The sequence below is a fragment of the Paenibacillus chartarius genome (assembly GCF_042432825.1).
Lineage (GTDB): Bacteria > Bacillota > Bacilli > Paenibacillales > NBRC-103111 > Gordoniibacillus > Gordoniibacillus chartarius.
In genome coordinates this window covers 61,903-75,044 of record NZ_JBHLWN010000121.1, presented here as the reverse complement: position 1 = coordinate 75,044, position 13,142 = coordinate 61,903, and the positions used below count along the sequence as shown (strand labels likewise).

The following is a 13,142-nucleotide window of genomic DNA, read 5'->3' as shown; positions in this document are numbered from 1 at the left end:
CTGCCGGCGGTCTTAATATGAATTTTGAATCAATCCTTGACGCTTGATGGTTACCTGAACTCGGACATTAAGCTCCATCTTGTCAAATACAGCTTTCCAATCGCCCTTCATCTGTTTCCAATCCGCCGGCATCCTGCGATGAATGGAATCCGTAAAACCGGCGGCATCCACTCCTAATCGGCGCATCGCTTTCCAACCGGCCTTAATTTCGCTCTCAATCTCCCGCTCTGCTTGCTCCTCCAATTCCAGCAATACATTCCGATCGGTCAGCATCAGCTTGCCTCCGGATTCATTCAGGTCGCCTTTGGCCTTCACATTCACGTTCATAACATACTTCTCTCCCTGTTTAACAGGATGAACGGTAGTCTTGGACGAAACGATGGTTAGTGAGATGTTTGGTTTTCGGTTTGATGCCGAGGATGAAATGGCCAATAAAGTCCCGTTGACTTTGTCAGTCATCCAGTTGAGCCCCCTGCTCTCCTTGCGGTCCATCCATCCAACCAACCGGTTATTATGGAATATTCCCAGCTTGACCAGCTTGATCTTCTGAGTCGGAGATGTTTTCTTAAAGGCATCCATGGATTCGAGATCGGTTTCATTGTCATGATCGGTTCCGCCGGATACGGCAATAACGGGCACCCCTATCGCTTTCGTATCCGTGTTGATCATTTTATTGGCAACATCGAAAACGGTAACCGGTGCAAACATAGAGGTCAAATCTTTTTCTTTACGCAAAATTTCGGCAATCCCCGCCCCTGCAATTTTCTCGGGAGGAAGTAATTTTCGCAGCATCTCGCTTGCTTTCTGTTCCGTCAGAAGAAGCAAGACCGTCTCCCGCGATTCCGCATTTCGCAAATACAAATCAATGAGTTGGCCAACCCCCTTCTCCGCTGCCTCCTTGCCGATAATAACTACATTATTATGAGCAAAATACAAGCGGCGAGGGTTCTCCAGGTTGCTTAGAGAGGCTGCTTCCATAATCGTTTGGCCTTTCACGGAATGCACGTTTATCGCCGGAGAGTTCCCCCCTCCCCCGCCGCCTCCGCCGGTCGTTCCTGAAGCCATGGCGGAGGGTACGATGATCTGGAAGCTCCCAACCCAGTCTTCGCCGGATCGGTCAAACCCTGAAGCTGAAGCGATTCCAATCTCATTTAGTTCCGTCCGGTTCCAGCAGCCGGGCAGTACGACGCATAGAATCAAGGCCAATGCAGCTCTATAGACTGGATGCACTCCACGTCCTCCTATTGGGCCGAATCTTCATTCCGATCACCGTGAATTCGCTGCGAGCCGGGCTTTAGAACCGGACCTTGTCGAGTTTGGTTATCTCCCGCAATCATCGCTGGTCGAGTTTGCATTTTCCACCAAGGCATACGAACGAGAAGATCCTTCATATTGGAAGGCATAAAAGGAGCAATCGGCAAAAAGTAAGGGACACCAAATGTACGCAGCGATATAAGGTGAACGAGAGTGGGAACGAGTCCGGCCAAAATACCGTAAAGCCCCAATGTTCCAGCCAGCAGCATCAGAACAAACCGCATCAGCCTGACCGCAGATGCCATATTAATGGCCGGCAGTACGAAGTTGGAAATGGCCGTGAACGAAACGACAATAACCATCGCAGCCGATACGAGACCTGCTTGCACGGCGGCTTGTCCCAGCACGAGTGCACCGACGATCGAAATCGCAGGACCAATAGCCCGCGGCATTCGGACTCCGGCTTCCCGAATGACTTCGAAGGTTAATTCCATAAGCAAGGCTTCCAGCAGTGCGGGCAAGGGGGTGCTTTCCCGCTGCGCGGCCAAGCTGACGAGCAGTGTAGTCGGCAGCATTTCCTGATGAAAGGTAGTGATCGCTATAAAGATAGAGGGCAGCAGCAGAGCAACGGCAAAGGACGATATGCGAACCAGCCGCAAAAAGGTGGAGATGTCAAATCGCTGGTAATAGTCTTCGCTCGAAATAAAAAATCGAAAAAAGCTGACCGGTGCAAGCAGAACGAAAGGAGTCCCGTCGACAAGAATGGCAACTAAACCTTCCAATATTCCCCCGGCAACTGCATCCGGACGCTCCGAGTTCAGAATGGTTGGAAAAGGTGTGTACACACCGTCTTGAATAAATTCTTCAATATACCCGCTTTCCAATATGCTGTCTGTATTGATAGATGCAAGCCTCTTGGTTACCTCGCTTACGACGACGGGATCGGCAATACCCTCGAGATAACAAACTGCCACTTTGGTCTGTGTGTACTTGCCTAACACCATTGGCTCATACCGAAATTGCGGCGATCTGATTTTACGGCGGAGGAGCGCTATATTGGTCGCGAGCTCCTCAACAAAGCCCTCCTTAGGGCCGCGAATAACGGTTTGTGAAGAAGGTTCCTCGACAGAGCGTCTGACTCCGCCCATTATGGATACGACAAGTGCATCTGAATGCCCAGCCGGAAGCACGACAACTTGCCCGTCCAGCACGGATTGCAGCAGCTTGTCGTCGTTATCTATACGCTTCAGGCTCCCCACGGGGAGACGGCTCATGAGCAGGTTCTCCAGATGCGATGCTACTGTACAGGGGGAAGTCGAATCCGCCGCCAGCGCATCCAGCATCATCGTGAGCAGCTGTTGATCGACCAATCCGTCGATATACACAACGGTAAGACAATGATCCGCATTGAGCGTGTCCCCCAGCGAGCGAAAAATAATATCCGGGCTGTCTCCTAACTGTTCTCGAAGCCAATCCACCTTATTTTCAGTAATGGTTACGGGACCTGATGCAGGATCGTCGATATCCCGGGAGGCTTGCCGGCTTGCTTTATCGGCAGAGGATACCAATTGACTTTTTCCTAACAGTTTGAATAAGTCCATGTCCCTTCCCCTCAACGAACACTTTTCCATAATATGTAGCGTAACAGGGATTTTTATGTAATCCTGGCTGATGCCGTTCGTTAACGGATTTTGAGGGCCCTATTTTACCGCTATCGCACTTTTCATGCAAAATAGCGGACTTTGGCGGCGCTATCCAGCGTCAATTGAGGAATTTGGGCTTGATTTTACCTGATTGCTGGAAAATAACGCCTTCCAAATCCGCTAATCTTGATAGCCATCAAGTCTCGAGTCAAATAACGGTTTCGGAAACCGTTATCGCTCACGAGGTTTTCCACTCTTGGCGAAATAACAAAAAAAACAGCAAGCCCGGTAATGTCCGGCAGCTTGCTGTTTTCGTATTTATTTGGCTTGGATATAACCTTCCGCTTTCAGCAGCTCGGCGATCAGCACGGCGCCGCCCGCCGCGCCGCGCAGCGTATTGTGCGACAAGCCTACAAACTTATAGTCATAAATCGTGTCTTCGCGCAATCTTCCTGCCGAAACGCCCATGCCGCGCTCAATGTCGCGGTCCAGCTTCGTCTGCGGCCGGTTCTCTTCTTCAAAATACGTGATGAACTGCTTCGGCGCGCTCGGCAGTGCCAGCTCCTGCGGACGCCCTTTGTACTCGCGCCAGCGCGCCAACACTTCGTCCTTGGAAGGCTTCTTCTCAAACGATGCAAAGACAGCCGCCATATGACCGTCCGTTACCGGAACACGGATACATTGCGTCGTAATCAGCGGCGAGCTCGCCTTCACGATTTCGCCGTTCGTCAGGCTGCCCCAGATGCGCAGCGGCTCCTGCTCGCTCTTCTCCTCCTCGCCGCCGATGTACGGAATCACGTTATCGAGCATTTCCGGCCAGTCGGTGAAGTTTTTGCCGGCTCCGGAAATCGCCTGATACGTCGTTGCCACCACTTTGGTCGGTTTGAAATCAAGCAGCGCATGAAGCGCCGGGACATAGCTTTGAATCGAGCAGTTCGGCTTGACGGCGATAAAACCGGTCGAGGTGCCGAGACGCTTTCTCTGCGCGGCAATCACTTCGATATGGCCAGGATTCACTTCCGGAATGACCATCGGAACGTCCGGCGTCCAGCGGTGAGCCGAGTTATTGGAAATGACCGGCGTGCCCGTCTTGGCGTAAGCTTCTTCGAGCGCTTGAATCTCATTTTTCTTCATATCGACCGCGCAGAAAATAAAATCGACCTCGCCGGCAACCTCTTCCACCTTCGCCGCGTCTTGCACGATAATGGATTTTACTTCTTCCGGAATCGGTGCAGCCAGCTTCCATCTGCCCTGCACAGCCTCTTCATAAGTTTTCCCTGCGGATCCGGCGCTGGCTGCGATAGCCGTCACCTGAAACCAAGGATGCTGATCCAGCAGCTCCATGAACCGCTGGCCGACCATACCCGTACCTCCGACGATACCAACCTTCAATTTCTGTGTCATATCGATTTCATATCCTTTCCTATGAGCGTAATAAAGGCGAACGAATCCTTATCCAATACATATTCAACCGTCTCATGCAGCGTACCTCATGATCAATGCAGCCTGCAAAACTCTGGAAACAATAAAAAATCCCACCCCCAAGACTTATCGTCAGTCTAAGGGACGAGATTGGATTCTCGTGGTACCACCCTGATTCGCGAATATGTCACCATATCCGCCTTTTCAAGTACGGCATCGCCTGGCAATGCTTATACTTTAGCTCTGTAACAGGAGCTCCTGTCACACCATCCCCTGCGGTCAAGCGGTTCCGATGTGCTGCTCTGAGGCTTTTTTCAATAAAGAAATCTTTGCTCCTTTTCAGCTGCCGGAGCTCTCTGGGAAAGAGTTTCATTTATTTACTCGTCTCTTCATCGCATTTGAACGTTGCGTCAATATTATCAAAATTCGACGATAAGGTAAACATATTTTTTTGGAGGGATTGGCGTGAATCCTCATAACGATCAACATACCCTTGGAAACTCTTAAGGAGGGGCCGGAGCATGCGAGTACCGGTTCGGCAACATCCCGTGCGGAAGTTTATCGGTGCCGCGAACTTGCCGACGCCCCGCAAGAAACGCCGCCCGCTTGTACGTGGACATACATTCCGATTCCGAACCATTTTTTGTTAGCACAGTTAACTATCAATCAGGTAAATTTCATTTCATTTCATTTTGTTTCATTTCCGCCGCTTAGGATAGCGTGCGAGGATACACAGCTTCCCCCGTCCTTAAGAACGGGTTTACGGCGTAATGCCGGTTTGCGAGACGTAGTAATGCTTGTTGCCGGCGTCTAGTCTCCAGCTTAACGCCACCGCAGCCGAAGCCGCCAAAGTTTAGGGTGCAACTAAAATGTCTCAAAGCCGCCGCCTGCCGACTGCACCCTCTCCCGCCTCTCATCGCCAGACACTCTAGCAGCTTGGTCCTCATCTCTGCGCATCAGATTGGGCTTCTCCGGCAAAACTACCAGCAAACATCACCGATCGGAGGTTTCCATGCGCAGCTTGATCCGATTCTCGCTACACAACAAATTCGCCTTGTTCTTCGTCACGCTCCTCGTGACGGCTGCCGGTCTGTATGCCGGTGCCAGCATGAAGCAGGAGACGCTTCCCAACATGGAGATGCCGGTTCTCACCTTGACGACCGTCCTGCCCGGCGCGGCACCGCAAGCGGTCGCCGACCAGATCACTGCTCCGCTCGAGCAGAGGCTGCGCGGTCTGTCCGACATCGATACGTTCAGCTCCACCTCTATGGAAAATGTATCGTCCATCCTCGTCCAATACCGCTACGGTCAAGATATGGCCAAAGCGAAGGCCGATCTGCAGGATGCGATCGCCCAAGTGACCTTGCCCGACTCCGCCCAGCCGGTCAAGATCGGCTCGTTCAGCCTGAACGAATTTCCGGTCATCTCGCTCAGCTTAACCGGTGACGACCGCAAGGTGGACGAGTTAACCCGAATCGTCGACGGAAACCTGCGTCCGGCTCTGGAGAGTATCGCGGGAGTAGGTACCGTATCCATCTCCGGGCAGCAGCTCCAGGAAGTGCAGATTCGTCCGGATACGGCTCGGCTTCAAGCTAACGGAGTGACGGTCGATACGATCCGCAGCGTTCTTCAAAACTCGGCGGTCACGATGCCGCTCGGCCTGTTCGAGCTCGAAGGCGCGGAGAAAACGTTGGTCGTCGACGGCGGTATCCACACGCTCGAGCAGCTGCGCAGCCTCGCCCTGCCGCTTGCCGGCGGTGCAGCCGGCCCAGGCGGGGGACCGGGCGCGATTGGCGCCGCACCGGCACCCGGCACGGCTGCCGGCATCGCCGCTCCCGCAGCCTTGCCGACCGTCCGGCTCGCCGATGTCGCCGCCGTGGATCTGGTCACCCGCTCCGAATCAATCTCCCGTACGAACGGCAAGCCGTCGATCGGCATTCAAGTTACGAAAACCTCGGGCGCCAACACCGTCGATGTCGTTAACTCGGTCAAGGCCGAAGTGTCCCGCCTGGAGAAAGAGCAGCCTGGCATCCAAACGCTGATCCTGCTCGACCAAGGCAAGCCGATCGAGGAATCGGTGCACACGATGCTGAGCAAGGCGCTGTTCGGCGCGCTGTTCGCGATCATCGTCATCATGCTGTTTCTGCGCAATCTGCGTACGACGCTCATCTCCATCGTTTCGATTCCGCTGTCGCTCGTCATTGCGCTCCTGCTGCTGCAGAGGCTCGGCATTACGCTAAACATTATGACGCTGGGCGCCATGACCGTCGCGATCGGCCGTGTCGTTGACGACTCCATCGTCGTCATTGAGAACAATTACCGCCGCATGAGGCTGAGCTTCGAGAAGCTGTCGGGCGAGAAGCTCGTCATCGCCGCCACGCGCGAAATGTTCATGCCGATATTTTCCTCGACGCTGGTTACGATCGCCGTTTTTCTGCCGCTCGGGCTCGTCACGGGACCGATCGGACAAATGTTTCTCCCTTTCGCGCTGACGATGGTCTTCGCTCTGCTGGCGTCGCTGCTCGTTTCCATCACCGTCGTCCCGGCGCTCACCCACGTCTTGTTTCGGCGCAGGCTGGGCTCGCTGCAGGATCGAAATCATGAGGAGCGCACCGGCTTCCTCGCCCGGAGCTATCGGGGGATGCTGAGCTGGGCCTTGGACCACAAGTGGATCACCTCGACCGTCGCCGTTCTGCTGCTGCTCGGCAGCCTGGCGCTGGCCGGTGTAGTCGGCTTCTCGTTCCTGCCGGAAGAGGAGCAGAAGTTCGCGTTGGTCACCTACAATCCGGGCCCGGGCCGAACGGCGGCAAATACCGAGCAAACCGCCGCGGCCGCCGAGAAGCTCATCCTTGCTCGTCAAGGCGTCATGGACCTGCAGTACTCTATCGGCGGCAACGACCCGATGAGCGGAGGAGCCGCGTCTGACCGCTCCGCCCGTTTTCAGGTGTTTTATGCGAACGACTTTGCCAATTTTGCCGAAGAGAAGAAGGCGCTTCTGGAGACGCTTCAAACCGTCGACCCGTCCGGAAGCTGGGAGGAATCCGACTATGGCGGCGGCGTAGGCGGCAATAAGCTGAGGCTCAATGTGTATGGCCAGCAGGAGAGCGACATCCGCCAAGCCGTCGAATCCATCCAGGATACAATTCGCCAGGACGCGGGCTTTACCAAAGTAGGCTCCTCCCTCACCCGGACCTATGAGCAGCTTACTTTCGTATTGAACCAGCCGAAGCTCGCTTCTTTCGGGCTGACGAGCGGGCAAATCGCCATGCAGCTGACACCGATGCGCGCCCGTACGGCCCTGGCCGCCATCTCGGACAATGGCCGCGACGTCCCCGTTTACATGGAGGCCCAGGGGCCGGCATACGGCTCGCTGAGCGACATTCAGAAGCAGCCGATCGGCTCACCTGTCGCCCCGGGAGCACTGCTCCAGGACGTCAGCGAAGTTCGCAAAGGCGTAACCGCCTCCGGCGTAACCCGCAAGAATGGCAAGCTGTACGCCGAAGTGACGGCAACGATTACGGCGAAGGATGTCGGTAAAGCGTCCGCAGCCGTGCAAAGCCGCATCGCCGCCCTATCGCTGCCGGCCTCCGTTACCATCGACTACGGCGGCGTCACGCAGCAAATGAATGAAACGTTTCGCCAGCTCGGGCTGGCCATTGCCGCCGCCGTCGCGATCGTCTACTTGCTGCTCGTGCTGACGTTCGGCGGCGCCGTTACGCCGTTCGTCATCTTGTTCTCGCTGCCGTTCGCCGTCATCGGCGCGCTCGTCGCGCTGTTCGTTGCGGGCGAGACGATCTCCGCCTCCGCCATGATGGGCGCGCTCATGCTTATCGGCATCGTCGTCACGAACGCCATCGTCTTGATCGACCGCGTGCTGCATATGGAGAAGGAAGGCGTCTCCACCCGGGAAGCGCTTCTCGAAGCCGCAGAGACGCGGCTGCGCCCGATTCTGATGACAGCGCTCGCGACGATCGGCGCGCTGCTCCCGCTCGCCCTCGGCTTCGAAAGCGGCGGCAGCGGCACGCTCATCTCCAAGGGGCTCGGCGTCACCGTCATCGGCGGCCTCATTTCGTCCACGCTGCTGACGCTGCTTATCGTTCCGATCGTCTACGAGCTGCTGGCGCGGCCGTCGCGCCGTTCGCGCACGAAATCCCGTTCGGGTTAAGCCCTGTAGACGCTTGGCAAGATAGGACGAATGCGGCAGGCGGACGTATGAACATTTTGCCGTGCGGGAAGCTTATATCGGGAGGTGACGACTGCCATGATGACTGAAATGCCGAACAAGCCGGAGCTAGCCCCCGTGCCCATCTGGCGATGCCGCAGACAGGACTGCAAAGCGTGGGTCCGCGAAGAGCTGGCGTCGTCCAGCCAGCCCAGCTGCCCTATCTGCAAAGGGGAAATGATTCGCAGCATGAAGCATCTGCCCAAGCTCGTCAAGAAGCACAAAGCGCAGAAGAAAAAAGCGCCTTCCGATCCTTGGGAGAACGTGTAGCCGCGTCACTCCGCGCGAAAAGGCCGGTCTGCTCAGGAAGGCAGATCGGCCTTAATCATGCGGCGTTACCTCAATATAGTCGGTTCGTGTAGCTGTCCTGCAATGCTTTTGCTATCGCATTAGCATCGATCCCGGGAAGCCGGACATGATCGGCCAAGGCTTGTGCGATGTTCGGCAGCTGACCGCGCTCCAACCATGTTTCGGATTTCCACAAATTCGAACGCTTGATTGATTTGGCACAATGGATGTAGCACTCCTTAACTTGAACGCCTATACCAACCAGCGGCGTGCGGCCGTGTGCCTCCATTCGGCTCAGCAATGGTTCGTCTTTCGTGATGCAGGCCGTTCCGTTGACCCGCAGCGTTTCTTCCAGCCCTGGGATCATAAAGATCAAGCCAACCGCCGGGTTCGATAAAATATTCCGCATCGAGTCCATCCTCCGGTTCCCCGGTCTTTCCGGAATCACAAGATGCTGTTCGTCAACAACGAGTACAAACCCGGGAGCATCTCCACGGGGAGAAACATCGCACATGCCCGTGCGATCTGACGTGGCCATGAGCAGAAACGGGGATTTGGCGATAAACTCGCGGGCATGGGGGTCGAGATGCGGGATGGATTTATTTTGGACAAGTTCATTGGGGTTTCCCAACAGTTTGCGCAAATCCTCTTCTGTTGTAATAAGATTTTGGAATGTCGTCATGCCGGTCACCTCTCTTCAAAATTGTACAACCAGCGTAATCGTTCCAGATATTGTATATGCGGTTGGCGGTAAATTCAAGCGGGTACAAAAAAAAGTAGACCTACAGCAACGGGCCGCAGGTCCAAAAGTTATATATTATTGAAAAGGGGGTCGATATTCAGTATAGGCGAGTTACCTTAAAGGAAGATGAATAGGACATTTCAGTTGTGTTACATTTCGGCGTCCTATTATTTCACGATTGCGCCCGCGCCGTTCTTGGCCCCGTTATCCTCCGTACCGCTAACTCGAAACTCCGCACTCGCCGACGTGTCCGCCGCAACCGGAGCGGGCTTCACCGCCACTTCCAGCTGCCGCTCCAGCTCCGCCGTGTATTCGGCCCGCTGCTCGTCGCTGTAGCCCAGCAGCTCGCTCATCGCCGCCACAACGCCGCTCTTCCACTGCTGCACCCAACCGATATTGAAGAACAGAGCGCCGGTACGGCGCACGAAGAAATCGACCGGCTTCACGGCGCATTCGTGCTCAATGGCATACACCAGCTCCGCATACACCTCAGCCGGCAAGCCATACGCCGCAGCCGTCTGGCGATGCTGCTCGGCGAGCTCGTAAATGCGCTCGACATTGCTGCCGTATTTGCGCGCCAGCTGTTCGGCTGCAGAGCGCTCCAAGCCTTTAGCCGCACCGCCGGCAGCCGCGCGCTTCACAAAGGCCTCATATCCGCCAGGACCGCCGACGTCGCCGCCGGAGATCGGCATCGTCTTCGTGCGCGACGCCGGGTACGAGCCGCCGCCATGCTCCGTCAGCTTGCGGGCCAGCAGGTCGACGATCTGCTCGCCCATCTTGCGGTAGCCGGTCAGCTTGCCGCCGGCGATCGTGATCAGCCCGGACGGCGAGACGAAAATTTCGTCGCGCCGCGACACCTCGGAAGGCGACTTGCCTTCCTGATAAATCAGCGGACGAAGTCCCGCCCACGAAGATTCCACATCGTCACCGGTCAGCTTCAGCTCCGGAAACATGAAATTCGCCGCGTCGATGATGTACTTCCGGTCTGCATCGGTCATCACCGGACGCGCCGTATCGCCGGAGTAGTCGGTGTCCGTTGTGCCGATGTATGTTTTGCCGTCGCGCGGAATCGCAAACACCATGCGCCCGTCAGGAGTGTCGAAGTAGACCGCTTGACGAAGCGGAAACCGCGACTGGTCGAATACGAGGTGCACACCCTTCGTCAAACGCAGCGTTTTGCCTTGCTTGGACTTGTCCTTCTCCCGAAGCGTATCGACCCAAGGACCGGTCGCGTTGACGATGACGCGCGCTCGGACGGTGAACGTACCGCCGCCGATCATATCGCGAACGCGCACACCTGTCAGGCGGCCATTATCATACACGAACTCATCGGCCTTGGCATAATTGACGACAGAAGCGCCGTGCTCAACCGCCTTCTTCATGACTTCCATCGTCAGACGCGCGTCGTCCGTGCGGTATTCGACGTAGTAGCCGCCGCCCTTCAGACCGTCCTTCTTCAGCAGCGGCTCGCGGCGCAGCGTCTCGTCGCGGTTCAGCATCGAACGGCGCTCGCCCTTGACGACCCCAGCCAAGTAGTCGTACAGCTTCAGCCCGATCGATGTGGAGAACATCCCGAACGTACCGCCTTCGTAGATCGGCAGCAGCATCCATTCCGGCGTCGTAACGTGCGGCCCGTTGCCATAGACGATGGCGCGTTCCTTGCCGACTTCCGCAACCATTTTGACCTCGAATTGCTTTAAGTAGCGAAGTCCGCCATGCACCAGCTTGGTCGAACGGCTCGATGTACCCGCGGCAAAATCCTGCATTTCAATCAGCGCCGTCTTCATCCCGCGCGTCTGCGCATCCAGCGCGATGCCGGCGCCGGTAATGCCTCCGCCGATGACGAGCACATCGTAGGAAGCCTGCTCCATATCCGATAATTTCCGCTCTCTCTGTGTTCCGTTGAATATTGTTTTCATACCCCTATTCTCCCTCCGAGAGCACGAAAAAAAACCACAAACTGCTCTGTCAGCAATGTATGCCGACAGAGAGCTGTGGTTTCTCCCGTTCTCCAACCGAATGATTAACTTAATGACAGTATAGCATGATGCCGATTATTTGAAAAGCATCGCAGCTTGAACCGCTTTCTTCCAGCCGCCGTACAGCTCCGCCCGGCGCTCCGCGGACATCGCCGGCTCAAACCGCTTGGCGACGTTCCATTGCCCGGCGATTTGCTTCCGGTCCGTCCAATATCCGACCGCGAGCCCCGCCAAATAGGCTGCCCCGAGTGCGGTCGTCTCATTGACGACAGGACGTTCCACGGCAACATCCAACAGATCGCTCTGGAACTGCATAAGCAGCTCGTTGCGCACAGCGCCGCCGTCGACGCGAAGGGTGGACAGCTTCAGGCCGGAGTCCTCCTCCATCACCTTGAGCACGTCCTTCGACTGGTAAGCAAGCGACTCGAGCGTCGCCCGGACGAAATGCTCCTTGCTCGTCCCCCGCGTCAGCCCGAACACCGCGCCTCTCACGTCGCTGTCCCAGTACGGGGTGCCGAGCCCGACAAAGGCCGGCACAACGTAGACGCCGTCCGTCGTCTCGACCTGCGCGGCCAGCTGCTCGCTCTCGGCGGCATCATCGATCATGCGCAGCCCGTCGCGCAGCCACTGGATCGCCGAACCCGCTACGAACACGCTGCCTTCCAGCGCGTACTCGACCTCTCCGCCGAGCCCCCAGGCGATCGTCGTGAGCAGGCCATGCTTAGAGCGAATCGCTTCCGTACCGGTGTTCATGAGCATGAAGCAGCCGGTGCCGTACGTGTTCTTCGCCATTCCCTTCTCATAACACGCTTGGCCGAACAGCGCCGCCTGCTGGTCGCCCGCTGCGCCCGCAATCGGAATGCCGGCGGTAAGACCCGCTTGCTCCAGCTCCGAACACGTCACACCGTACACTCCCGACGACGGCCGTACCTCAGGCAGCATCGCCCGCGGAACGTTAAGCGCTGTCAACAGCTCGTCATCCCAATCCAGCGAATGGATGTTGTACATCAGCGTCCGCGAGGCGTTCGAATAATCCGTCACATGCGCGCTCCCGCCCGTCAGCTTCCAAATCAGCCACGTATCGATCGTACCGAACAGCAGGTCCCCCCGCTCCGCCTTCGCCCGGGCCCCGTCCACATGGTCGAGAATCCATTTGACCTTCGTGCCGGAGAAATACGGATCGATCAATAGCCCGGTCCGCTCGCGGAACGACGCATCCAGTCCTTCTGCCTTCAGCTCTGCGCAAATATCGGACGTCTGCCTGGACTGCCACACCACGGCGTTGTAAATCGGCTTGCCCGTATGCCGGTCCCATACGACCGCCGTCTCCCGCTGATTCGTAATACCGATCGCGGCGATCTGCTCCGGTGTGATGGCGGCTTTCGCAAGTGCGGCTTTGGTGACATCTGCGATGGAGGCCCAAATCTCCTCTGCGTCATGCTCCACCCAGCCGGGCTGCGGGAACAGCTGGCGGAATTCCTGCTGCGCCGAGCTGACGATCCGGCTGACGCCGTCGAACACAATAGCTCGTGATGATGTAGTGCCCTGGTCCAGTGCGAGGATATAGGTCGGTTTGTCGGTCATGGGTGATC

General features: G+C 56.6%; 8 protein-coding genes and 1 other annotated feature. Of the genes, 2 read left to right on the top strand and 6 right to left on the bottom strand.

All coding sequences use genetic code 11. The annotated features are described in order from the left end of the window. Positions 1-12 precede the first annotated feature (12 nt). The 3 genes from ACFFK0_RS29260 to asd all read right to left on the bottom strand — a co-directional run bounded on the left by ACFFK0_RS29260 (position 13) and on the right by asd (position 4,301). Positions 13-1,230 carry a Ger(x)C family spore germination protein gene (locus tag ACFFK0_RS29260; RefSeq protein ID WP_377474725.1) on the bottom strand — a complete coding sequence of 406 codons (1,218 nt, stop codon included), beginning with the start codon at positions 1,228-1,230 and terminating at the stop codon, positions 13-15. Positions 1,231-1,241: 11 nt separating this feature from the next. Then, positions 1,242-2,855, bottom strand: a complete 1,614-nt coding sequence (locus ACFFK0_RS29255; RefSeq protein ID WP_377474722.1) for a spore germination protein — start codon at positions 2,853-2,855, stop codon at positions 1,242-1,244. A 360-nt stretch (positions 2,856-3,215) separates the two neighbouring features. Then, complete coding sequence (gene asd / locus ACFFK0_RS29250; RefSeq protein ID WP_377474720.1) at positions 3,216-4,301, bottom strand: aspartate-semialdehyde dehydrogenase; 1,086 nt, start codon at positions 4,299-4,301, stop codon at positions 3,216-3,218. 155 nt (positions 4,302-4,456) lie between these two features. Beyond that, positions 4,457-4,721, bottom strand: a binding site (T-box leader). Positions 4,722-5,331: 610 nt separating this feature from the next. Between asd and ACFFK0_RS29245 the strand changes: the two genes are divergently transcribed. Both ACFFK0_RS29245 and ACFFK0_RS29240 read left to right on the top strand, forming a co-directional pair. After that, positions 5,332-8,484, top strand: coding sequence for an efflux RND transporter permease subunit (locus tag ACFFK0_RS29245; protein WP_377474718.1), 3,153 nt, complete (start codon positions 5,332-5,334; stop codon positions 8,482-8,484). Positions 8,485-8,580: 96 nt separating this feature from the next. After that, positions 8,581-8,811 carry a cold-inducible protein YdjO-related protein gene (locus ACFFK0_RS29240; protein ID WP_377474716.1) on the top strand — a complete coding sequence of 77 codons (231 nt, stop codon included), beginning with the start codon at positions 8,581-8,583 and terminating at the stop codon, positions 8,809-8,811. 70 nt (positions 8,812-8,881) lie between these two features. Here the strand turns inward: ACFFK0_RS29240 and ACFFK0_RS29235 are convergent, their stop codons facing one another. From ACFFK0_RS29235 to glpK, 3 genes are all read right to left on the bottom strand, one after another. Next, positions 8,882-9,511, bottom strand: coding sequence for a pyridoxamine 5'-phosphate oxidase family protein (locus ACFFK0_RS29235; RefSeq protein ID WP_377474714.1), 630 nt, complete (start codon positions 9,509-9,511; stop codon positions 8,882-8,884). Positions 9,512-9,738: 227 nt separating this feature from the next. Beyond that, positions 9,739-11,490: a glycerol-3-phosphate dehydrogenase/oxidase gene (locus tag ACFFK0_RS29230; RefSeq protein ID WP_377474712.1), complete on the bottom strand. Its 1,752-nt coding sequence runs from the start codon at positions 11,488-11,490 to the stop codon at positions 9,739-9,741. 135 nt (positions 11,491-11,625) lie between these two features. Next, positions 11,626-13,134 (bottom strand): glycerol kinase GlpK, encoded by a 1,509-nt coding sequence (gene glpK, locus ACFFK0_RS29225; RefSeq protein WP_377474711.1) that lies wholly within the window; start codon positions 13,132-13,134, stop codon positions 11,626-11,628. Positions 13,135-13,142 lie beyond the last annotated feature (8 nt).

Excerpts from the sequence above, each read along its gene's own strand:
- ACFFK0_RS29245 (WP_377474718.1), top strand. The coding sequence starts at position 5,332 with ATGCGCAGCTTGATCCGATTCTCGCTACACAACAAATTCGCCTTGTTC.
- ACFFK0_RS29240 (WP_377474716.1), top strand. The coding sequence starts at position 8,581 with ATGATGACTGAAATGCCGAACAAGCCGGAGCTAGCCCCCGTGCCCATC.
- ACFFK0_RS29235 (WP_377474714.1), bottom strand. The coding sequence starts at position 9,511 with ATGACGACATTCCAAAATCTTATTACAACAGAAGAGGATTTGCGCAAA.
- asd (WP_377474720.1), bottom strand. The coding sequence starts at position 4,301 with ATGACACAGAAATTGAAGGTTGGTATCGTCGGAGGTACGGGTATGGTC.
- ACFFK0_RS29230 (WP_377474712.1), bottom strand. The coding sequence starts at position 11,490 with ATGAAAACAATATTCAACGGAACACAGAGAGAGCGGAAATTATCGGAT.
- glpK (WP_377474711.1), bottom strand. The coding sequence starts at position 13,134 with ATGACCGACAAACCGACCTATATCCTCGCACTGGACCAGGGCACTACA.
- ACFFK0_RS29255 (WP_377474722.1), bottom strand. The coding sequence starts at position 2,855 with ATGGACTTATTCAAACTGTTAGGAAAAAGTCAATTGGTATCCTCTGCC.